The organism is Burkholderia sp. RF7-non_BP4, from assembly GCF_001521935.1.
In the GTDB taxonomy this organism is placed as follows: Bacteria; Pseudomonadota; Gammaproteobacteria; order Burkholderiales; family Burkholderiaceae; genus Burkholderia; species Burkholderia diffusa.
In genome coordinates, this window is the sequence record NZ_LOTA01000087.1 from 135,273 (window position 1) to 155,827 (window position 20,555).

Genomic DNA, 20,555 nt, shown 5'->3' on the forward strand with positions numbered 1-20,555 from the left:
CCGACGCGATGCTCAGGCGAACGTATCGACGAGGCCCGCGCGGCTCACGGTCGCGCCGGCCGCTGCGGATTGCGCGGCGTCGACCGGTGCGTCGACGGCTGACGATCCGGCGCGCGCGCGCGGCGACGGCCGGCCGCCGGCGAAGCTTTGCTGCGGGTTCTGCTGCTGCGACGCGAAGCCGCCATCGCTGACGCTCGCGCTGCCCAGGCCGAGCCCGCCCGCTTCCATCGCTTCACGCAGTTTCGGCAGCGCGGCTTCCACTGCGTCGCGCACCTGCGCGTGCTGCGACACGAACAGCGCGTGCGCGTGGTTGTCCGCGACGCGCAGCACGACCTGCAGCGGGCCGAGGTCCGGCGGGTTCAGCGTCAGCTCGGCGCTCTGCTGGTGCGCGTTCGACAGGAACACGACCTTCTGGCTCAGCGCATCGGTCCAGTCGGCGGTGCCGACGTGCGGCGCCAGCACGTGTGCGTTGGCCGCGGCGATCGAGCTGGCGGCGGGCGATGCCTGGAGGTTCGCCTGCGCGGCTGCCGCAGCCGTCGCGGCGGCGGCGACCGTCGCGTCGACGGCCGGGCCGGCGGTTTCTTCGGCGGCCGCGAACGCATGCTGCGCGGCGGGTTGGGCCGTTGCGCCGGCCTGCAGCGCCGGCGCGGTGGCCTGCGCGGGCGCCTGCTGCGTCGCGAGCGCGCCTTTCGCGTCGGCGAGCGTGCGGTCGAAGGTCGGGATTTTCGGCGTCGGCGGTGCGGCGGTGGCCGATGCGGACGTCGTCGCCGCGGGCGCTGCCGCTGTCGCAGCCGTGCCCGACGCGGGCATCGCGATGGCGCCCGCGCCGCCGGTCAGCTTCTGGAGTGCCGCCTGCAGCGTGTCGCGACCCGACACCGGCACGGCAGGTTCGGCGGCCGCATCCTTGCTTGCATGATTCGTCAGCGCGGCCGTGGCGTCGGGCTGGCCGGACACGGCCGTCGCTGTCGTGGCGGCGGCGGTGGCCGCGGTATCGGCATCGGCCGGCGCCGCGTCGTTCACGCGCGCCTGCAGTTGCGCCTGCACGGCGGCTGCCGCGGCGAGCGCGGCAGCGTCGGGATTGAGTGTCGCGATGGCGTCTTCGGTCGACGGGTCGTCGTCGCGGTCGGCGGACTTCGTGCCGGCGGCGGATGTCGACGACGCCTGTTTCGTCGAGACGTCCGGCTGGTCGGCGGTTGCCGCGTCGTGCCGCGTGACGACGCTTTGCTTCAGCGTCTGCGCGAACGGCATGGCGGCCGGGCCGCTTGCGGCATCGTTGCCGGCGGACTTGGCGGAAGCGGACGAACCCGCGTCGCGGATCGCCTTGAGTGCGGTGCCGGCGGTGTCGAGCAGCACGCCGAGCAGGGGCAGGGGAGGCATGACGATTCTCTCGTTCGAAAGCGGTGAGCGGTTACGCCGAACGGGCCGCATCGGCCCGCATGCGCAGGATCTTCGCGGCGTGTTCGTCGGCGTCGCGCTGTTCGCGCTTCGCCGTACGCTGGGCTTCCTGCGCGACGCCGCGCGCCTGCAGGATTTCGTATGAACCGACGGTGCGTTTCTTCTGTTGCCAGTTGGGACGCGCCTCGTCGATGCGGACTTCGGCCGCGGCCAGCACGTTGCGCTGCTGCATGATCGCCGCGTCGAGCGTATCGATGAACGCCTGGAAGTTGCGCCAATTGCCGGCCGGCATCCCGTGTTGCGCGGACTGCGCGAAGCGCGCGTGATACTCGTCGCGATAGCGCAGCAACGCATCGAGCTGGTCGGCGGCCGCGGTGCGGTCGCGCTGCGCGGTGCCGAGCTGCTTCGCGGCCGTGTCGAGATCTTCCTGCGCGCGGTCGAGCAGCAGTTGAAGGGGAAAGCCGTGTGCCATCGGGGTCAGCCTCCGTGTACGTCGAACAGCGCATCGAGCGCGCCGAGGCTCGACGCGAACGGCGCGCATTCGCGAAAGCCCTGCTGCAGGAACGATTCGATGCGCGGGTAGAGCGCGATCGCGCGGTCGAGCTGCGCGTCGCGGCCGGGCGCATAGGCGCCGACCGCGATCAGGTCGCGATTGCGCTGGTAGCGCGACAGCATCTGCTTGAACTGCCGCACGCGGTCGAGATGCGTTTCGTCGATCAGCGCGGTCATCGCGCGGCTGATCGACGCCTCGATGTCGATCGCCGGATAGTGACCGGCTTCGGCGAGCGCGCGCGACAGCACGATGTGGCCGTCGAGGATCGCGCGCGCCGAATCGGCGATCGGGTCCTGCTGGTCGTCGCCTTCGGTCAGCACCGTGTAGAACGCGGTGATCGAGCCGCCGCCTTCGGGCCCGTTGCCGGTGCGCTCGACGAGCGCGGGCAGCTTCGCGAACACCGACGGCGGATAGCCCTTGGTCGCGGGCGGCTCGCCGATCGCGAGCGCGATCTCGCGCTGGGCCATCGCGTAGCGCGTCAGCGAATCCATCAGCAGCAGCACGTGCTTGCCCTGATCGCGGAAATATTCGGCGAGCGACGTCGCATACGCGGCGCCCTGCATCCGCAGCAGCGGCGACACGTCGGCCGGCGCCGCGACGACGACGGAGCGCGCGAGCCCGTCCTCGCCGAGGATCTGTTCGATGAATTCCTTCACTTCGCGGCCGCGTTCGCCGATCAGTCCGATCACGATCACTTCCGCGCTGGTATAGCGCGCCATCGTGCCGAGCAGCACCGACTTGCCGACGCCGGAGCCCGCGAACAGGCCCATCCGCTGCCCGCGGCCGACGGTGAGCAGCGCGTTGATCGCGCGCACGCCGACGTCGAGCACGTGGTGGATCGGCTCGCGATCGAGCGGGTTGATCGACGGGGCTGACAGCGGCGCGTCGACCTTCGACGCGAGCGGGCCGAGGCCGTCGAGCGGGCGGCCCGACGCGTCGACGACGCGCCCGAGCATTTCCCAGCCGACCGGCAGCCGTTTCGCGCCCGCGAGCGGATCGGCGACGGGCGCGGCCTCCAGCGGCCACACGCGCGCGCCGGGCAAGACGCCCGCGACGTCGGTGGTCGGCATCAGGAACAGGCGATCGCCGGAGAACCCGACGACTTCCGCTTCCGCATGCGGCAGCGTGCTGCCGGGCGGCAATTCGATCGTGCATTCGGCACCGACCGACAGGCGCAGGCCGATCGCCTCGAGCACGAGGCCGGCGGCGCGCGTGAGGCGCCCGCACGGCCGCAGCGGCAGCGCGCGGTGGCTGCGGGTCGCGAGGCCGTTCAGGTGCGTGCGCCAGTGCGCGAGATGCGGATTGTGCGGCGCGCGCGGCGTGTCGGCCGCGGCGTCCGTTGCGTGGGCCGGCGCGCCGTGCGCGGTGCCGTGCGGACTCTCGGGGCCGAACGACGCGAGCGCAAGTTCGCGCTCGAGCGGCGTCATTCCGTCGTACAGGATCGATTCGGGCGTGGGCGTCACCATGCGCTCACCTTGCCGATCGCGGCGGCGACGCGCTGCCAGCGGGTGGGCAGCGTCGCGTCGACTTCGCCCGTCGCGGCGTGCGCGCGGCAGCCGCCGCGCTCGATCGACGCGTCGGTGCGCACGTTCCAGCCGAGCGTGTCGAGATCGTCCTGCAGATAGGCCTCGACGACGGGCAGGTCGGCCGGGTTCACCGCGAGATGCGGCGCGCCGGACAACGCCGGTTCGGCGGCGAGCACGTCGCGCACGGCCGCGACGAGCGCGGCGGGATCGTGCTTCACGTGCTGGCGCACGACCTGCTGCGCGATGTCGAGCGCGAGTTGCGCGAGGTCGGACGCGAGGTCGTGCTCGGCGCTCGACACGGCTTCGCGGAACGACGCGGCGAGCGCCGCGAGCTGCGCGGCCTGTTCGCGGGCTTCGGCCTGGCCGGCCGCGAAACCCTGCTCGCGGCCCTGCTCGAAACCGGCCTGATAACCCAGTGCCTGGCCTTCGACGTGACCGGCCGCGTGGCCTTCGGCATGCGCGGCGTCGCGCACGCGCTGCAATTCCTCGGCGAGCGCGGCGGCGGCCGCAGCCGCGTCGTCGGGCGGCGGCGGGGGCGGCGGCGGATCGAACGACGCCATCTCCCACCGCTGGTACGCGGTGAGGGTGCCGGCGCGGTCGCGCGCGGAATCAGACATAGGCGTCTTCCGCCTTGCCGCCGATCACGATCTGACCGCTCTCGGCGAGGTTGCGCACGATCTGCAGGATGCGGCGCTGCTGCGTCTCGACTTCGGACACGCGCACCGGGCCGCGCGCGTCGAGATCCTCGGCGAGCAGTTCGGCCGCGCGTTGCGACATGTTCGCGAGGAATTTCTGGCGCAGCGCGGGCGGCGCGCCCTTCAGCGCGATGATCAGCGTTTCCGACTCGACTTCCTTCAGCACCATCTGGATCGCGCGATCCTCGAGGTCGAGCAGGTTCTCGAACACGAACATCTGGTCGACGATCTTCTGCGCGAGGTCGGCGTCGTACTGGCGCACGCTTTCGAGCACGCCTTCCTCATGATTGCTCGTCATGAAGTTCAGGATCTCGGCCGCGGTGCGGATGCCGCCCATCGGGCTGCGCTTCAGGTTGTCGCTGCCGGACAGCAGGCCCGTCAGCACGTCGTCGAGCTCGCGCAGCGCGGCCGGCTGGATGCCGTCGAGCGTCGCGATCCGCAGCAGCACGTCGTTGCGCAGGCGCTCGGTGAAGCACGACGCGATCTCGGACGCCTGATCGCGGTCGAGGTGCACGAGGATCGTCGCGATGATCTGCGGATGCTCGTTCTTGATCAGTTCCGCGACGGCGGCCGAGTCCATCCACTTCAGGCCCTCGATGCCGCTCGTGTCGCTGCCCTGCAGGATCCGGTCGATCAGCACGCCGGCCTTGTCCTCGCCGAGCGCCTTGGTCAGCACCGAGCGGATGTACTCGCTCGAATCGAGCGACAGCGCGGTGTGCTGCTCGGCTTCCTTCGCGAATTCGTGCAGCACGTCCTCGACCTGCTCGCGCGTGACGTTCTTCAGCGCGGCCATCGCGGCGCCGATCTTCTGCACCTCGCGCGGCGCGAGGAACTTGAATACTTCAGCGGCCTCTTCCTCGCCGATCGACATCAGCAGCAGCGCGCTCTTGGTCAGGCCTTCAGCGTTCATCGGACACCCAGTTCTTCACGACGGTGGCGACGATCTTCGGATCCTGGCGGGCGATCGTGCGCGCGTAGTCGAGGTTGCGTTCGTAGCGGTTCTTTTCGTTCTCGAAGCCGAGCAGCAGCGGATCGGGCTCGTCCGGCTGTTCCAGCGCGGGCAGGCCGTCGAGCGCGACCGGATCCTCCGGCGCCGCAAGTGCCGGCGCGGGCGACTCGGGCGGCGGGAATGCGCGGCGCATCGCCGGGCGCACGAACATGAAATAGAGCGCCGCCGCGGCCGCCGCGATGCCGAGCCACTTCGCGGCTTCCTTCGCCATCGCGATCATGTCCGGCTGGCGCCACCACGGCAGGTTGGCGTACGGATCGTTGACGGTCGAGAACGCGCTGTTCACCACGTTCACCGAGTCGCCGCGCTTCTCGTCGTATCCCATCGCGTCCTTCACGAGCTGCTCGATCTGCGCGAGCTTCGCGGGCGGCAGCGGCTGCATCGTCACGTGGCCCTTCGCGTCGGCGACCGGCTGGTAGTTGACGACGACGGCCACCGACAGCCGCTTCACGTTGCCCATCGGCTGCTCGACGTGGCGGATCGTCTTGTCGAGCTCGTAGTTGGTCGTCTGGTCCTTGCGGTCGCTGACGGGCGTCGACTGCGGCCCGTTCTGGCCGTTGCCGGCGACGATCGGCGCGGAGGCCGGCTGCGGCGGCGTGTTCGACAGCGCGCCCGGCACGCCCGATGCGCCGCCCTGCGCGAGTTCTGTCGCGCTGCTGGTCTGCTGGCTGCGGATCGCGGTCTGCTGCGGCGAGCCGTTCGGGCCGTAGCTTTCCGAGGTTTGCTCGAGCTTCGAGAAATCGATGTCCGCGCTGACTTGCGAGCGCGCGTTGCCGGTGCCGAAGATCGGCGCGAGGATCGCGTCGATGCGCTTCTGCGTGTTGTGCTCGACCTGCTGCACGTACTTGAGCTGGCTCGCGTCGAGGCCGGTGGCCGATGCGGTCTGGGTCAGCAGGTTGCCGTCCTGGTCGACGATCGTCACGTTTTTGGCCGGCATGTCGGGCACGCCGGACGACACCATCCGCGTGATCGCCTGCACCTGGCCCTCGTCGAGCACGCGGCCCGGGTAGAGATCGACGAACACCGACGCGCTCGGCGCTTCCTTGTCGCGCACGAACACCGACGGCTTCGGGATCGCGAGATGCACGCGCGCCGTCTTCACGGCGTTGATCGACTCGATCGTGCGTTGCAGCTCGCCTTCGAGCGCGCGCTGGTAGTTCACCTGCTCGGCGAACTGGCTGATGCCGAATTTCTGGTTGTCCATCAGCTCGAAGCCGACCGAGCCGCCCTTGGGCAGGCCCATCGCGGCGAGCTTCAGGCGCGTTTCGTGCACCTGGTTCGACGGCACGAGGATCGCGCCGCCGGCGTCGGCGAACTTGTAGGGAACGTTTGCCTGCTGGAGCGCGGTGATGATCGCGCCGCCGTCGCGGTCCGACAGGTTGCTGTACAGCACGCGATAGTCGGGCGTGCGGCTCCACAGCACGAGCGCGGTGATCGCGGCGATGGCGAGCGCGACGGCGATCACGAACGGCAGTTTCGGGTTGCCCTTCATCCGCGTGATGCCGGGGATGCGTTCCGCGAAGCCGCCGAACCCGAAGTCCGCGCCGGCGCCGCCTGCTCCCGGCAACGCGGCGGCCGCGGTGGCGCCTGGCACCGGGCTGGCGAGGCCCGTGCGGGCGTCGGGGTTGATCAGCGAGTTGGCCTGCGAATCCATGCGTGGAATTTCTCCGGAGCGGGACGACTGAGCCGCTCGGACGAGCGGACGGACAATGACACGATGCGATTATCGGGACCGAAGCCCGACTCCGATCGACCGAAAAGAGCGGGGTTTCCCCCGTACTTTCGCGGCTTTGGCGCGCGCCGCGCTGCTATCCTTTTTCGCGATCCGGCATGGTGCGCATCGTGCGGCGCCGCCGGACCGCCCGGTGCGTCCGGGTCTCTTCTCTCATATGTCTGGGGACAGCATGGCTGCCAACGTCAGCGGAATCGGTTCGGTGTTGCAACAGATGCAGGCGATGGCCGCGCAGGCGAGCGGCGGCGTCGCGAGCCCGACGGCGGCACTCGCCGGTTCGGGCGCGGCGACGGCCGGCACGTTCGCGAGCGCGATGAAGGCGTCGCTCGACAAGATCAGCGGCGACCAGAAGCACGCGCTCGGCGAGGCGCAGGCGTTCGAGGTCGGCGCGGCGAACGTGTCGCTGAACGACGTGATGGTCGACATGCAGAAGGCCAACATCGGTTTCCAGTTCGGGCTTCAGGTCCGCAACAAGCTCGTGAGCGCGTACAACGACATCATGCAGATGTCCGTGTGACGCGACCGGCAACCGGGGACGGCCAGCCGCCGACGGGCATCCGCGGGCGGCCGACCGGCGGCGGGCCGTGCGCCTAAAGCTTTTCAATTCCCTTCCGATAACTCTGGAACAAGGCCGCGTCATGCATTGCACGGCGACGGCCACCGCATAGCCAACGCATCACAAGGAGAAGCGCATGTTTTCCCCAGGACACGCTGGAGCCAGTGCATACGCGCGTGTCGGCGTCGAGACGGGGGTGATGGGCGCCTCCCCGCACCGGCTGATCGCGATGCTGTACCAGGGCGCGCGCCAGGCCATCGCGCTCGCGCGCATGCACCTGCAGCAGGGCAACGTGCCCGCGCGCGGCGAAGCGATCGGCAAGGCGATCGGGATCGTCGAGAGCGGCCTGCAGGCGTCGCTGAACCGCGACGCGGGCGGCCAGATCGCCGGGCGCCTCGACGCGCTGTATACGTATATCGGCCGGCGCCTGCTGGAAGCCAACATGCATGCCAGCGACGCGATGCTGGTCGAGGTCGACGGGTTGCTCGCGACGCTCGAGGAAGCGTGGACGGGCATCGCTCCGGAAGTCGCGCGCATGGCCGCGCAACAGGCGGCGGGCGCGGCACGATGAATCTCAAGGCCGAATACTTCGCTCGCTACGAGGCGCTTGCGGCCGTGTCGGGCCGCATGCTGTCCGCGGCGCGCGGCGCGGACTGGAGCGCGCTGCCGGAGTTGCAGGCCGAATTCCTGCGTCTCGTCGACGGGCTGAAGGAGGCCCATCCGGGCGTCGCGCTCGACCAGGCGGACCTCGGCCGCAAGCTCGAGCTGATTCGCCGGATCCTCGCCGACGACGCCGCGATCCGCGACCTCGCCAGCCCGGACGTCGCACGGCTGTCCGCGCTGTTCGAGGCGCGGCGCTCGACCCAGGTATTGACCGATCTCTACCGCGCTCGCGGGTAGTGCCCGTTTGCCGGGGCGGCGGTTGCCGCATGCCCGGCTTCGCAACGATGTCGCTGAGGTGAGCAGGCTCCGATCATGACCGGTATCGACTCCGTTGCGGCCGCCCTGCTGGCGAGTCGCCTCGACAGCCTGCTGACCGGCCCCGTGATCGCGCCCGCAGGCGGCGGCGCGACCGCGCAGGTCGGCACGCCGGGCGCCGGCGCGTCGTCGCCGTCTTCGACCGGAGCCCCGCCGGCGCCGCCGCCGGCATCCGCGCAGACCGCGTTGTCCGATGTCGCGCTCGTGCTCGACGCGATCTCGCGCTCGGGCGGCGTCGCGACGCCCGTGATCGCCGGGCGCACGCCGCTGCTGGCCGATCCCGCCGTGTTGCTGAGCACCGCGGCGGCCGTGCCGCCGGACGGGCAGCCGACCGCCGGTCCGGCTGCGTCCGCCGCCGCGCCTTCCACCGCAACGCCCGCGTCCGACGTCGCGGCCGCGCGCGATGCGGCGGCCGCGCCGCCCGTCGCGGCGCTGCGTGCGGCGCTCGCGCAGGCCGTCAGCGAAAGCGGCCTCTTTTACGAATCCCATCTCGCGCAGTGGCTGGCCGGCCAGCGCCCGCTCGCCGCGCTGATGCGCGAACCGCAGGCGCGGCTCACGACCGCGCCGGTGCAGCCCGCCCCGGATGCCGCGCAGCACGACGCGCCCGACGTGCTCGACGAACTGCTCGCGCAGCGCCTGCCGCTGCCGACGGCGGCGCGAACGGCCGTGCAGCCGGGCGCGCCCGCGTCGGGCGGTGCGGTGCCGCGCGAGCTTGCACAGAACGCGGCTGCCGCCGCTCGGCAAGGTGCGGCGTCGGCCACGGCCGCGACGACCGACCCGCTCGGCGATCGCCCCGACACGCGCTGGACGCCCGCGCGCGCCGAACTGGCCGCCGCGTCGGCCGATCCGCAGGCGCAGACGCCGGCTCCCGTGCATCCTGCCGCCGTGCCGATCGTCCGGCAGCAGCTCGATGCGCTTGCGACCGATCAGTTCCGCTGGGCAGGCGAGGCATGGCCCGGCGTGCGGCTCGACTGGACGATCGAGCCCGACGATCCGGGCGGCCACGCGTCGCGCGGCGGCGACGACGCCGGCGACGGGATCGCATGGCGCACGCGGCTGACGCTCACGTTGCCGTCGCTCGGCACGGTCGACGCGGAGCTGGTGCTGAACGGCGCGCAGCTCGTCGCGCGACTGCGCGCGAATTCGGCCGGCGCCGACCGGCTCACGCGGAACGAGGCCGCGCTGCGGCAGCGGTTCGAGGGATCGGGGCTGCAGCTCGGCGGACTGTCGATTCGCGCGGTCGGCGACGAACCGGACGGCTTCGACCCGCTCGTCGCGCAGGCGGCCGCCGCCGCATATGCGCGCAGCGCGGCCGGCGGCACGCCGGGCGCCGACGACGAGGTGCCGCGATGAGCATGACGTCCCGCAAACGCGCGGCCGCGCTCGTCTACGATCCGAAGGGAGGCGATACCGCGCCGCGCGTGGTCGCGAAGGGGTACGGCCTGCTCGCCGAGATGATCGTCGCCCGTGCGCGGGATGCCGGGCTGTACGTGCATACCGCGCCGGAGATGGTGTCGCTGCTGATGCAGGTCGATCTCGACGACCGGATTCCGCCGCAGCTTTACCAGGCCGTCGCCGATCTGCTGGCATGGCTGTACGCGCTCGATCGGACCGAGCCCGGGCCGGGCGACGCCGCGCCGCATTTTCCGCTACCGCCGCTGCGCCGCTGAGCGTTCGCCGGGCCGTTTTTCTTGCGAAATGCTGTCCCGGACTTTCGCGATCATTTCACCGGCATTTCTCTTTTATCGACCTGGATCGGCGTGCAATCCGCGCGCTTCGTCGGTTATCGCCGGATTGTCCCGTCGTCCCGACGTGCGCCGGCGGATTGAGCGGTCGCGCCATTTGTGTAATGATATCCATTCTCATTTTCATGTTATCCGGGCGGCGCATGTTTTCCGTGCGCCGCCCGTTGCTTTGAACGAATGGACACTCTCGCGTGAACGCGCCCGAAACGATCGCCCCGCCGCAGGCGGGCAGGCCCATCGCGGGCGTCACCGTGCTGCATCCGGCCGCACGGCCCCTGAGCGACGCCGAACTGGCGGCGCGCCGCCAGCGCTCGCGGCGCGCGACCTTCATCAAATGGCTGCGCAAGGTGCATGGCTGGGTCGGGCTCTGGGGCGCGGTGCTCGGGCTGCTGTTCGGCGTGACGGGCGTGCTGCTCAACCACCGTGCGCCGCCGCTGAAGATCCCGACCGGCGAACCGCAGGTCGAGCAGATGCAGATCGCGTTGCCGGACCCGGCGCCGAAGTCGCCGGCCGCGATGACGAAGTGGCTGCAGCACGAACTGCACTTCGACGGCCGGCCGGGCCGCGTGCGCAAGGAGCCCGCGCAGCCGGTCGCCTGGGGCGACAAGCGCGTGATGCAGCCGGAGCACTGGCAGATGGGCCTGTTCGGTCCGCGCCAGAACCTGCAGGCCGAATATTGGGTCGGCAACGGCTACGTATCGGTGAAGCGCACCGGCAATACGTTCCTGACGACGCTGAACAACCTGCATCGCGGCGTCGGCATGAATCTCGGCTGGGTGCTGCTGATGGACACGATCGCGGGTTCGCTGATCCTGTTGTCGCTGACGGGCGTGCTGCTGTGGACGGAGCTGAACAAGCGCCGCACGGTCGGCGTCGTGCTGGTGGTCGGCTCCGTCGCCGCGGCGTTCGCCGCGGGTCTCGCCTGACGTCACCCTCGACGCGCGCCGGTGTCCCGCCGGCGCGGCCATGCGCCGCGCCGGCGACCGGCCTCAGAGGCCGCAGGTCGCGCCGCTGTTTGCCGCGATCTCGCGGGCGGCCTTCGCGCCCTCGACCTGCAGGATCGTCGGCAGCGACACGTTGTTCTTCGCGGCCGTGATCTCGGCGAGGATCGAGATCGCGATTTCCGGCGGCGTGCGGCTGCCGATGTAGATGCCGGCCGGCCCGTGCAGCCGCGCCAGTTCCGCCTCGCTCAGGTCGAATTCGAGCAGCCGCTCGCGCCGGGCCGCGTTGTTGCGTCGCGAGCCGAGCGCGCCCACGTAGAACGCGGGCGTCTTCAGCGCCTCCATCAGCGCGAGATCGTCGAGCTTCGGGTCGTGCGTGAGCGCGATCACGGCCGAACGCGCGTCGAGCTTCATGTCGAGCACCGTGTCGTCGGGCATCGTGTGCACGACGCGCGTGCCCATCACGTCCCACGCATCCGTGTACTCCTCGCGCGGATCGCAGACCGTCACCTGGTAATCGAGCCCGACCGCGATCTGGCACAGATAGCGCGACAACTGTCCCGCGCCGATCACGAGCATCCGGTAGCGCGGCCCGTGGATCGTCACGAGCCGGTCGCCGTCGAACGCGAGCCCGTCGGTCGCCTGCGCGGGCGACAGCGACGCGCGGCCGGTCGCGAGCGTCATCGTGCGCGTGACGAGGCGACCGGCCTCGACTTCCGCGCACAGCGCGGCGATCCCGCTGTCGGGCGTGAGCGGCTCCAGCACGAGCTGGATCGTGCCGCCGCAGGGCAGCCCGAAGCGGTGCGCTTCCTCGGCCGTCACGCCGTACTTGACGGCTTCCGGGCGTGCATCGGCCGCGATGCCGCTTGCGTGCACGCGGGCGATCAGGTCGTCCTCGATGCAGCCGCCGGACACGGAGCCGACCACGAGGCCGTCCTCGCGCACCGCGAGCATCGCGCCTTCGGGGCGGGGCGACGAGCCCCACGTCTTCACGACCGTGACGAGCAGCACGCGGCGCCCTTCGTCGAGCCAGCGCGCGCTGGATTTCAGTACATCGAGATCGACGCTTTCCATCATCCTGTTCCTGTTGCCGGACGGCCCGCCGGGCCGGGCCGTCGTTCGATGGCCGGATTATGAACCGCTCGGCGCGCGCGTGCTGGCAGCGTGCAATTCGTGTGGGCAAATCCGGACGATCGGGCAAGAAATCGCGACGATCGGGCAGCGATCGCGCGCGTGCGGGGCGCGGCGGCGCGCGTCGTGCGCCGCGCGGGGGCGCCGATGGCCGGGCCGGTTCGGGCGGGGAGGGGGCGCGCACGGGGCCGGTGACGGCCCGGCGTGGCGTCGTGCCGCTGCGCGCGGCGTGCGCGCGCAGCGACGGCGGTCAATGCGCGTCGTGCTGACCGTGCGCGAGCTTCGAGTGATGCCGCGAATACAGGAAGTAGATCACGAGGCCGATCACGAGCCAGATGCCGAACGCGGCCCACGTGACGGGCTGCAGGTTCAGCATCAGGAACAGGCATGCGCCGACCGCGAGGATCGGCACCACCGGCACGCCCGGGCAGCGGAACGCGCGCGGCAGTTCCGGGTGCGTGCGGCGCAGCACCAGCACCGCGATCGACACCATCGAGAACGCGGCGAGCGTGCCGATGTTGATCAGCTCGGCGAGCACGTTGAGCGGCACGAGCGCGGCGATCAGCCCGAAGAACAGGCCGACGAGCCAGGTCGTCAGGAACGGCGTCGCGTAGCGCGGATGCACGCGCGACAGCGCCGCCGGCAGCAGGCCGTCGCGCGACATCGCGAAGATGATCCGCGTCTGGCCGTAGCTCATCACGAGGATCACGGTCAGCATGCCGAGCACCGCGCCGAGATCGATGAAGCCCGCGACCCACTTCTCGCCGGCGATCTGCAGCGCATACGAGATCGGATGCGACACGTTCGCGTACTGCGCCGACGGCACGATGCCGGTCGCGACCGCCGCGACCGTCACGTACAGCACCGCGCACACCGCAAGCGACGCGATGATGCCGATCGGCAGGTCGCGTTTCGGATTCTTCACTTCCTCGGCCGCCGACGATACGGCGTCGAAGCCGATGAACGCGAAGAACATCACGGCCGCCGCGCCGAACACGCCGTTCCAGCCGTGCGGCATGAACGGCTTCCAGTTCGCGGGCGTGACGTGGAAGATGCCGACCGCGATCACGAGCAGCACGACCGACACCTTGATGAACACCATGACGTTGTTGATGCGGGTCGACTCGCGAATGCCGATCGACAGCAGCGTCGTGATCACCAGCATCACGAGGAACGCCGGCAGGTTGAACCACGTGACGACACCCGGGATCGCGCCGGGCGCGGCCGTCAGCACGGTCGGCAGCGTGAGCCCGAAGCCCTGCAGCAGCGATTGCAGGTAGCCCGACCAGCCGACCGACACGGCCGACGCCGCGAGGCCGTATTCGAGCATCAGGTCCCAGCCGATGATCCACGCGACGAGCTCGCCGAGCGTCGCGTACGAGTACGTGTAGATCGAGCCCGCGACCGGAATCGTCGACGCGAATTCGGCGTACGACAGCGCCGCGAGGCCGCACGCGATCGCGGCGATCACGAACGACAGCATCAGCGCGGGGCCGGCCTGCACGGCGCCCGTGCCGGTCAGCACGAAGATGCCGGTGCCGATGATCGCGCCGATGCCGAGGAAGGTGAGGTCGATGGCGCCGAGCGCTTTCTTGAGCCCGGCGCCGTGCGCGCCGGCGATCATGCGATCGACGTTTTTCTTGCGGAAGAAGGACATTGCGGATGAGTTTCCAGCGCGCGCGAGCGCGGCGGCGCCGAGTGAGTGAAAACCCGTAATTTTAGCCGATTTGGCGTGGAAGACCCGTTGCGGCGCAGCGCTGCGCCCGGGAATCGTCCGATAAAACAATTGCTTGTGCGCGGCGGGCGGCGCGCCGGGGCCGGCGTGGAGCCGGCCGGGTGCGGCGAGGACGAAGAATCACGCGCCCGACGCGGGCGCCATGTCGACGAGCCGGTTGCTCATCACGTAGAACGTCAGTTCCGCATTGTTCGACAGCCGCATCTTCTCGAGCAGCCGCGACCGGTACACGCTGACCGTCTTCACCGACAGCGACAGCGTGTTCGCGATGTCGGTGAGGCGCTTGCCCGATGCGAGCATGCAGAGCGTCTGGTATTCGCGGTCGGACAGCTTCTCGTGCGGCAGCGGTTCGTTCTCGAACGACACGTATTCGGCGAGCGCCTCGGCCATCGCCGGGCTCACGTACTTGCGGCCGGCCGCGACCTGCTGGATCGCGCCGATCATCTGCGCGGCATTCACCGTCTTCGACAGGTAGCCGGCCGCGCCGGCCTTCAGCGCGCGCACCGCGTACTGGTCCTCGCGGTACATCGAGAACATCAGCACCGGCGCGCCCGGCAGCTTGCGCTTGATGCGCTTGAGCACCTCGATGCCATTCGTGTCCGGCAACGAGATGTCGAGCAGGATCACGTCGAAGGCGTCGCGGTCGACGGCCGCCACCGCATCGCTGCCGGTCTCGGCCTCGGTCACGTTACGCGCGATGCCGCGGTCGATCAGCAGGTGGCGGATCCCTTGACGGACGATCGCGTGATCGTCGACGAGCAGGATGTTCAGGCTCATGACGGCCTCACGAAAGCGACGCGCGGCGCGCGGCCGCCGGCGCCGCGAACAGCGAGTCCCACGCGAAGCGCGCGGTGACGCGCGTGCCGCGGCCCGCTTCCGGTGCGCTCGCGTCGAAGCTGCCGCCGAACGCCTCGCAGCGTGCGCGCATCCCGGCGAGGCCGTAGCCGGTGCGCCGGCTGCGCGCGAAACCGGTCCCATCGTCGGTGACGATCAGGGACATATGCGAGTCGTCGGTGTCGATCTGCACGTCGACGGACGTCGCGCGCGCATGCTTCGCGACGTTCGACAGCGCTTCCTGCGCGACGCGGAAGATCGCGAGCGCGCCGGCGCCGCCGAGTTGCGTGAGCCGTGCGTCGGCCGCGCAGACGAAGCTCGTGCGCAGGCCGGTGCGGGCCGTGTGGCTGTCGACCCACGCCGACAGGGCGCCGACGACGCCGCCGTCGAGTGCCGGCGTGTCGCGCTCGTCGATCAGCCGGCGGTTGGCGTCCGTGGCGGACTCGAGCGCCTGCTGCGCCAGCTCGAGCGCGCGCAGGCAGCCGTCCGGCGCATTGGCCGGCAGCCACGTTTGAACGTTTGCGAGCGCGAAACGTGCGGCGGTGAGTTCGGCGCCGAGTCCGTCATGCAGTTCGCCGGCGAGATGGCGGCGGGCCGCCTCGTCGGCAACCATCAGCTGGAGGGACAGCGCCGCGATCCGTGCGGCGGACGTGTCGCGTTGGGGCAGGGCTTCGGCCACGGGCGCGGCCGCGTCGCAGCCGTGCACGAGCGGCTGCGACGGGAACGGGGCATGAGCGCCCGTGGGCGCGTTGAGCGACGTATCCATGACTCTCCCTGCTGTCAGAAAGCGGTTCAGACACCGGCTGGCTGCGTGGATCGGCTACCGTTTCGATGACGGCCACCGCCAGAGAATCGCCCCGTGCCGAGGTAACAAAAGTTACATCTTGTAACGTTTGAGTCCGACCCTCCAATGGTCGCCCGATCGGCGACCACGCGGGGCGAATAATATCTCAAAAATTTGGAAAACGTCATGCTGGGCGGACATTTAAGGGTAAATGTGAATAATCCGAGTGAAGCTGTTGTAGGAAAAACACTGACGCGAAAGCACACGGATCGCCCGTATCCAAATGTAACGATTTGACATGAAATGATCGTGGCTTGTTACGAATTCGCCAAGTGGGGACGAAAAAAAACCGGAGCTTTTGCTCCGGTTCTTGATGTGGCACAAATTCGGGGTTCGATCAGTCCACGAATGCGCGCTCGATCACGTAGTGACCCGGCGCGCTGTTCTTGCCTTCGACCAGGCCGGCCTGCTTCAGCAGGTCCGTCGTGTCCTTCAGCATCGCGGTGCTGCCGCACAGCATCACGCGGTCGTTTTCCGGCGAGAACGCCGGCACGCCGAGGTCCGTGAACAGCTTGCCCGTCGCGATCAGGTCGGTGATCCGGCCCTCGTTGTCGAACGCCTCGCGCGTGACCGTCGGGTAGTAGACGAGCTTTTCCTTGATGATGTCGCCGAGGTACTCGTGGCCCGGCAGGTCGTGCTTGATGTAGTCCATGTACGCCAGCTCGCCCTTCAGGCGGCAGGTGTGCGTCAGGATGACCTTGTCGAAGCGTTCGTAGATGTCCGGGTCGCGGATGATCGACATGAACGGTGCGAGGCCCGTGCCGGTCGACAGCATCCACAGCGTCTTGCCGGGCAGCAGGTTGTCGGCGACGAGCGTGCCGGTCGGCTTCTTGCCGATCAGCACCGAGTCGCCCACCTTCAGGTGCTGCAGGCGCGACGTCAGCGGGCCGTTCTGGACCTTGATGCTGAAGAATTCGAGGTGCTCTTCGTAGTTCGGGCTGACGATCGAGTAGGCGCGCGCGAGCGGCTTGCCGTCGACCTCGAGGCCGACCATCGTGAATTCGCCGTTGTTGAAGCGCAGGCTCGGCTCACGGGTGCAGGTGAAGCTGAAAAGCGTGTCGGTCCAGTGATGGACGGATTGGACGGTGGCGGTGTCGTATTTGCTCATGGCTTTGAAAACGGACGCGCGTAGCGGACGCGTGTAACGGGCCCAAAAACGGGCAAAAAAACCGAGTGCGTCGGCCCGATCGCGGATCGGCCGGCCGGCGCGTCGGACACGCGCCTTCTCGATGACAGACGATTGAGGAACTCGTTATTTTACCCTGCTTGGGGCAGATGCGGGCTTGACCCGCGCGGCCGCGCGGATTTGGCGCAACGAAATCTTGCAACCGGCTTTCAGCGACCGGCCGCGAGCTTCGCGCATGGCGCGCCGCGCTACCGCGTCACTGCGGATCGAGGCGCAGCCGCGCGATATACGGCAGGTGATCCGACAGCCACGCGGTTTCGCCGGACGGCGCCTGCCATTCGAGCGGCGTCAGCCCGCGCACGAACATCTTGTCGAGCGCGAGCGCCGGGGAGAACGCGGGGAACGTGCGGCCCGACTGGCCGAGCAGCGTCGCGACCTCGGACAGCCCGATCTCGCCGAACAGCGCGACCGAATCGTTGCGCCAGTCGTTGAAGTCGCCGGCGAGCACGAGCGGGTCGTCGCCCGCGTTGCGCACGATCCAGTGCGCGATCCAGTGCATCTGGCGCAGCCGCGCCGCGCGCGTGAGCGCGAGGTGCGCGCACAGCAGCGTGACGGGCCGTGCGCCCGCGAGCGTCGCGCGCGCGACCAGCAGCCCGCGCCGCTCGAAGCGGTGCGCGGAGATGTCCCAGCGGCCGCCGAGGTCGAGCGGATGCGGCGACAGGATCGCGTTGCCGTGCCGCCACGACGGCTTGAACACGTTCGGTCCGAGCGCGATCTGCCAGTCGAGCGCCTGCGCGATCTCGGTGGCCTGGCAATGCCACACGTCGTCGACCGCGTCGTCCATCGGCGCGCCGAAGCCGGGGGCGAGCATCGGGCGCGGCATGCGGCGCGCCATCGCCTCCTGCAGGAAATACACGTCGGCGTGCGTCGACTGCATCCAGTTGCGCATCGCGTTCCATGCGGTGAAGCCGAGCGGCGAGCGGCCCTTGTGCAGGTTCCAGCTGACCGCGGTGATTTCGTCGGGCGCGGCGTGCGGTTCGGCGAACGGCAAGGACAGGGCGTCGGCGGACATGGCGCTCAGTCCTTCGCGACGTGCGCGCGCACGCGGTAGACGAGATGCGGGCGCTGCTCGACGAGCGTCCAGTCGGTCCATGCATCGCCGCCGACCGTCAGCCCCGGATGGCTCGCGACGATCTGCCGCGGCGACGCGGGCAGGCACGGATCGCTGCGCGTCGCGTTTTCGTCGTCGAGGGTTTCCTGCACGTCGAGCGCGAGCGATACCGTGTGCGCGGCGTCGTCGACGGCGAGCGGCGCGACCGTCACCGAGCGCGAGCGCTCGGTCGGCACGACGCGCGCGGCATTGCCGCAGCCGACGGGCACGGCGGACGGATAGCGATGGGTGTCGGTACGGGATTGACCCACGGTGGTGCGCTGCTGGAACGTGTCGATCGTCTGACCGTCGCGCACCACCTGGATCTCCCACGCGACGACGGCTGGTGCGGGGCTCTGCGCATGGGCCGCGAGCGCGGCGCTCGCGAGCAGGACGGCCAGGCCGTGTTTCAGCATGAAACTTCTCCGGAAACGCGGGGTAGCGGGGAACGGACGCACATCTTACGCCCGATCGATTTGGACGGTGGTGTGACAGGACGCATCGCCGCAGGTTCGCAGCACGATCCGGTCCTGATCAAAAGGTAGGTACGCGTCACGCGTTTTCAAGCGAAAAAGCGCGCGAATTCGGCGACGCTCGCGCGCTCGGTGACGAGGCGGTTCTCGATCGCGTCCGGGTCGGCATGGCCGAGCGACATCCCGCAGACGAGCTGCTCGTTGGCCGGCACGCCGAGGTGCTCGGCGACGATCCGGTGGAACGGCACGAACGCGGCCTGCGGGCAGGTGTCGAGGCCGCGTGCGCGCGCGGCCGTCATCACGCCCTGCAGGAACATGCCGCAGTCGAGCCATGCACCGTGCGTCATCACGCGGTCGAGCGTGAAGAACAGCGCGACCGGCGCATCGAAGAAGCGGAAGTTGCGCGCGTGCTGCGCGTGCATGCGGGCCTTTTCGTCGCGGCCGATGTTCAACAGACCATACAGGTCCCAGCCGACCTTGCGGCGCCGGTCGATATACGGCGACACCCATTCGCGCGGATAGTAGTCGTATTCGGCGACGTATTTCTCGTCGCGCGCCGGATCGTCGTACGCGGCGGTGAGGGCCGCGGCGAGTGCGTCGCGGGTCGCGCCGGTCGCGACATACACGCGCCAAGGCTGGATGTTGGTGCCCGACGGCGCGCGGCTCGCGGCTTCGAGGATCGCCTCGAGCGTGTCGCGCGGCACGGGCGTCGGCAGGAACGCGCGAATCGCGCGGCGCGACTTGAGCGCGGCGTCGACGGCGCGGATCGCATCGGCGTCGATGCGCGGGACGGCAGCGGGGATGGACATCGGCAACCCTTCGAGACGAAGCGCACGGCGCCGCGCGGGCGCCGTGGCGAGGCCGGCGCGGCGGCCGGTGAACGTTCGATCATACGCCGCGCGGCGCTGCGCTGCAGCGCGCGCGGTGTTAGCAGCAGACCGGGGCGGCTGCTTGCTTGCACGCCGATGCGGGATCGCTACACTGAAATCGTAAGGGTCTGATGGTCGTGTGACGGTAGCGGTAGCGAGGTTGGTATGACGACGGCGATGGTGAAACAGGAACTGGCGGTGGCGTCCTTCAGCACGGTGTACGACCTCGAGCAGGTCGAGACCGCGTTGAACGACCTGAACGAGAGCGCGAGCGACGCACTGCGCGCCACCTACGAGCGCATGCTCAAGACCGGCAATCTGCGCTTTTGCGTGAAGCCGAACCGGATGCCGTCGTTCGACGAACTCGGCGACGCGCTGCCCAATTTCACCGAGCCGCTCGACGACGTGCGCAAGCAGGTCGCGCTGTGCCTCGAGACGGACGACCGGCTCGAATTGATGCCAATTCTGCTGCTCGGGCCGCCCGGCATCGGCAAGACGCATTTCGCGAAGGCGCTCGCGCACCTGCTCGGCACCGCGTATCACTACGTGCCGATGAGTTCGCTGACGGCCGGCTGGATCCTGTCGGGCGCGTCGTCGCAATGGAAGAACGCGAAGCCCGGCAAGGTGTTCGATGCGCTCGTCAACGGCAGCTATGCGAACCCGGTGATCGCGGTCGACGAGATCGACAAGGCCGGCAGCGACGCGCAATACGATCCGCTCGGCGCGCTGTACGCGTTGCTCGAACACGATACCGCGCGCGCGTTCGTCGACGAATTCGCCGAAGTGCCGATCGATGCGGGCAACGTGATCTGGGTCGCGACCGCGAACGATGCGCAGGCGATTCCGGAGCCGCTGCTGAACCGGATGAACGTGTACGAGATCGCGCCGCCGGACGCGGCCGGCGCGCGCCGGATCGCGCAGACGATCTACGACGAGATCCGCACGTCGCACGCGTGGGGGCGGCGCTTCCCCGACACGCTCGACGACGACGCGCTCGACGTGCTGGCCGCGACGCCGCCGCGCACGATGCGCCGTGCGCTGCTGCATGCGTTCGGCGCCGCGCGGCTCGACGGCCGCGACGTGATCGCACCGTCCGACATCCGCGCCGACGAGGGCGCGGCGAAGCGCCGGCCGATCGGATTCTGAGCCGGCGGCGCGCGCTGCGCCGCGACCTGCACGCGGCGCGCCGAGCCGCGCCGCGCGACGCGTACAGGCCGATACGGACGCGTCCGGCAAGCGTGCGAACCGGGACGTACAATTCTC

21 protein-coding genes are annotated in these 20,555 nt (G+C 69.8%); 7 read left to right on the top strand and 14 right to left on the bottom strand.

Features of this window, described 5'->3' with window-relative positions; translation table 11 throughout:
• Positions 1-12: 12 nt before the first annotated feature.
• Genes WS49_RS26915 through fliF form a run of 6 tightly spaced genes read right to left on the bottom strand, consistent with a single transcriptional unit; the run spans position 13 to position 6,832 of the window.
• Positions 13-1,377, bottom strand: coding sequence for a flagellar hook-length control protein FliK (locus tag WS49_RS26915; protein WP_059535001.1), 1,365 nt, complete (start codon positions 1,375-1,377; stop codon positions 13-15).
• Between the two features lie 31 nt (positions 1,378-1,408).
• Positions 1,409-1,867: a flagellar export protein FliJ gene (gene fliJ, locus WS49_RS26920; protein WP_059535003.1), complete on the bottom strand. Its 459-nt coding sequence runs from the start codon at positions 1,865-1,867 to the stop codon at positions 1,409-1,411.
• Positions 1,868-1,872: 5 nt separating this feature from the next.
• Positions 1,873-3,414: a flagellar protein export ATPase FliI gene (gene fliI, locus WS49_RS26925; RefSeq protein ID WP_059535005.1), complete on the bottom strand. Its 1,542-nt coding sequence runs from the start codon at positions 3,412-3,414 to the stop codon at positions 1,873-1,875.
• Positions 3,408-4,091, bottom strand: coding sequence for a flagellar assembly protein FliH (gene fliH, locus WS49_RS26930; protein ID WP_059535007.1), 684 nt, complete (start codon positions 4,089-4,091; stop codon positions 3,408-3,410). Before fliH ends, fliI begins: the two co-directional genes overlap by 7 nt.
• The gene (gene fliG, locus WS49_RS26935; protein WP_059535009.1) at positions 4,084-5,079 is read right to left on the bottom strand and encodes a flagellar motor switch protein FliG; all 996 of its coding nucleotides are present in this window, start codon (positions 5,077-5,079) and stop codon (positions 4,084-4,086) included. Before fliG ends, fliH begins: the two co-directional genes overlap by 8 nt.
• The gene (fliF, locus tag WS49_RS26940) at positions 5,069-6,832 is read right to left on the bottom strand and encodes a flagellar basal-body MS-ring/collar protein FliF (protein ID WP_059535011.1); all 1,764 of its coding nucleotides are present in this window, start codon (positions 6,830-6,832) and stop codon (positions 5,069-5,071) included. Before fliF ends, fliG begins: the two co-directional genes overlap by 11 nt.
• Positions 6,833-7,082: 250 nt before the next feature.
• On the opposite strand from fliF, the gene fliE reads away from it, so the two are divergent.
• The 6 genes from fliE (at position 7,083) to WS49_RS26970 (ending at position 11,115) form a co-directional block, all read left to right on the top strand.
• On the top strand, positions 7,083-7,427 hold the full coding sequence (gene fliE / locus WS49_RS26945; protein ID WP_059448462.1) for a flagellar hook-basal body complex protein FliE: 345 nt from the start codon (positions 7,083-7,085) through the stop codon (positions 7,425-7,427).
• 175 nt (positions 7,428-7,602) lie between these two features.
• Positions 7,603-8,037 carry a flagellar export chaperone FliS gene (gene fliS, locus WS49_RS26950; RefSeq protein WP_059535013.1) on the top strand — a complete coding sequence of 145 codons (435 nt, stop codon included), beginning with the start codon at positions 7,603-7,605 and terminating at the stop codon, positions 8,035-8,037.
• Complete coding sequence (locus WS49_RS26955; protein ID WP_059535015.1) at positions 8,034-8,366, top strand: flagellar protein FliT; 333 nt, start codon at positions 8,034-8,036, stop codon at positions 8,364-8,366. The genes fliS and WS49_RS26955 overlap by 4 nt, the downstream gene beginning before the upstream one ends.
• A gap of 75 nt (positions 8,367-8,441) precedes the next feature.
• Positions 8,442-9,797, top strand: a complete 1,356-nt coding sequence (gene fliK / locus WS49_RS26960) for a flagellar hook-length control protein FliK (protein ID WP_059535016.1) — start codon at positions 8,442-8,444, stop codon at positions 9,795-9,797.
• A complete protein-coding gene (locus WS49_RS26965) occupies positions 9,794-10,114 on the top strand; it encodes an EscU/YscU/HrcU family type III secretion system export apparatus switch protein (protein ID WP_059535017.1) in 321 nt (106 codons plus the stop codon). The genes fliK and WS49_RS26965 overlap by 4 nt, the downstream gene beginning before the upstream one ends.
• Before the next feature lie 266 nt (positions 10,115-10,380).
• Complete coding sequence (locus WS49_RS26970) at positions 10,381-11,115, top strand: PepSY-associated TM helix domain-containing protein (RefSeq protein ID WP_059535019.1); 735 nt, start codon at positions 10,381-10,383, stop codon at positions 11,113-11,115.
• 63 nt (positions 11,116-11,178) lie between these two features.
• Here the strand turns inward: WS49_RS26970 and WS49_RS26975 are convergent, their stop codons facing one another.
• The 8 genes from WS49_RS26975 to WS49_RS27015 form a co-directional block, all read right to left on the bottom strand.
• Entirely contained in the window at positions 11,179-12,204 is a 1,026-nt protein-coding gene (locus WS49_RS26975) for an XdhC family protein (RefSeq protein WP_059535021.1), read from the bottom strand.
• A gap of 307 nt (positions 12,205-12,511) precedes the next feature.
• Positions 12,512-13,918 (bottom strand): amino acid permease, encoded by a 1,407-nt coding sequence (locus tag WS49_RS26985; RefSeq protein WP_059535024.1) that lies wholly within the window; start codon positions 13,916-13,918, stop codon positions 12,512-12,514.
• 198 nt (positions 13,919-14,116) lie between these two features.
• A complete protein-coding gene (gene rqpR / locus WS49_RS26990; RefSeq protein WP_059535026.1) occupies positions 14,117-14,773 on the bottom strand; it encodes a response regulator transcription factor RqpR in 657 nt (218 codons plus the stop codon).
• A gap of 7 nt (positions 14,774-14,780) precedes the next feature.
• Positions 14,781-15,596 (bottom strand): quorum system sensor histidine kinase RqpS, encoded by an 816-nt coding sequence (rqpS, locus tag WS49_RS26995; RefSeq protein ID WP_059535028.1) that lies wholly within the window; start codon positions 15,594-15,596, stop codon positions 14,781-14,783.
• 415 nt (positions 15,597-16,011) lie between these two features.
• Positions 16,012-16,782 carry a ferredoxin--NADP reductase gene (locus tag WS49_RS27000; protein WP_059535031.1) on the bottom strand — a complete coding sequence of 257 codons (771 nt, stop codon included), beginning with the start codon at positions 16,780-16,782 and terminating at the stop codon, positions 16,012-16,014.
• A gap of 274 nt (positions 16,783-17,056) precedes the next feature.
• Positions 17,057-17,872, bottom strand: a complete 816-nt coding sequence (locus WS49_RS27005; protein WP_059448471.1) for an endonuclease/exonuclease/phosphatase family protein — start codon at positions 17,870-17,872, stop codon at positions 17,057-17,059.
• A 5-nt stretch (positions 17,873-17,877) separates the two neighbouring features.
• Entirely contained in the window at positions 17,878-18,366 is a 489-nt protein-coding gene (locus WS49_RS27010; protein ID WP_059535032.1) for a hypothetical protein, read from the bottom strand.
• A gap of 146 nt (positions 18,367-18,512) precedes the next feature.
• Positions 18,513-19,232, bottom strand: coding sequence for a nitroreductase (locus tag WS49_RS27015; protein WP_059535034.1), 720 nt, complete (start codon positions 19,230-19,232; stop codon positions 18,513-18,515).
• A gap of 225 nt (positions 19,233-19,457) precedes the next feature.
• Here WS49_RS27015 and WS49_RS27020 point away from each other — a divergent pair, with 225 nt between their 5' ends.
• On the top strand, positions 19,458-20,438 hold the full coding sequence (locus tag WS49_RS27020; protein WP_059535036.1) for an AAA family ATPase: 981 nt from the start codon (positions 19,458-19,460) through the stop codon (positions 20,436-20,438).
• Positions 20,439-20,555: the final 117 nt, after the last annotated feature.

Coding starts and splice junctions, on each gene's coding strand:
- WS49_RS26985 (WP_059535024.1), bottom strand. CDS start 13,918: ATGTCCTTCTTCCGCAAGAAAAACGTCGATCGCATGATCGCCGGCGCG.
- WS49_RS26975 (WP_059535021.1), bottom strand. CDS start 12,204: ATGGAAAGCGTCGATCTCGATGTACTGAAATCCAGCGCGCGCTGGCTC.
- WS49_RS27020 (WP_059535036.1), top strand. CDS start 19,458: ATGACGACGGCGATGGTGAAACAGGAACTGGCGGTGGCGTCCTTCAGC.
- fliI (WP_059535005.1), bottom strand. CDS start 3,414: ATGGTGACGCCCACGCCCGAATCGATCCTGTACGACGGAATGACGCCG.
- fliF (WP_059535011.1), bottom strand. CDS start 6,832: ATGGATTCGCAGGCCAACTCGCTGATCAACCCCGACGCCCGCACGGGC.
- WS49_RS26965 (WP_059535017.1), top strand. CDS start 9,794: ATGAGCATGACGTCCCGCAAACGCGCGGCCGCGCTCGTCTACGATCCG.
- WS49_RS27010 (WP_059535032.1), bottom strand. CDS start 18,366: ATGCTGAAACACGGCCTGGCCGTCCTGCTCGCGAGCGCCGCGCTCGCG.
- fliE (WP_059448462.1), top strand. CDS start 7,083: ATGGCTGCCAACGTCAGCGGAATCGGTTCGGTGTTGCAACAGATGCAG.
- WS49_RS27015 (WP_059535034.1), bottom strand. CDS start 19,232: ATGTCCATCCCCGCTGCCGTCCCGCGCATCGACGCCGATGCGATCCGC.
- WS49_RS26955 (WP_059535015.1), top strand. CDS start 8,034: ATGAATCTCAAGGCCGAATACTTCGCTCGCTACGAGGCGCTTGCGGCC.
- fliK (WP_059535016.1), top strand. CDS start 8,442: ATGACCGGTATCGACTCCGTTGCGGCCGCCCTGCTGGCGAGTCGCCTC.
- fliH (WP_059535007.1), bottom strand. CDS start 4,091: ATGTCTGATTCCGCGCGCGACCGCGCCGGCACCCTCACCGCGTACCAG.
- WS49_RS26915 (WP_059535001.1), bottom strand. CDS start 1,377: ATGCCTCCCCTGCCCCTGCTCGGCGTGCTGCTCGACACCGCCGGCACC.
- WS49_RS27000 (WP_059535031.1), bottom strand. CDS start 16,782: ATGAGCAAATACGACACCGCCACCGTCCAATCCGTCCATCACTGGACC.
- rqpS (WP_059535028.1), bottom strand. CDS start 15,596: ATGGATACGTCGCTCAACGCGCCCACGGGCGCTCATGCCCCGTTCCCG.
- fliG (WP_059535009.1), bottom strand. CDS start 5,079: ATGAACGCTGAAGGCCTGACCAAGAGCGCGCTGCTGCTGATGTCGATC.
- rqpR (WP_059535026.1), bottom strand. CDS start 14,773: ATGAGCCTGAACATCCTGCTCGTCGACGATCACGCGATCGTCCGTCAA.
- fliS (WP_059535013.1), top strand. CDS start 7,603: ATGTTTTCCCCAGGACACGCTGGAGCCAGTGCATACGCGCGTGTCGGC.
- WS49_RS27005 (WP_059448471.1), bottom strand. CDS start 17,872: ATGTCCGCCGACGCCCTGTCCTTGCCGTTCGCCGAACCGCACGCCGCG.
- fliJ (WP_059535003.1), bottom strand. CDS start 1,867: ATGGCACACGGCTTTCCCCTTCAACTGCTGCTCGACCGCGCGCAGGAA.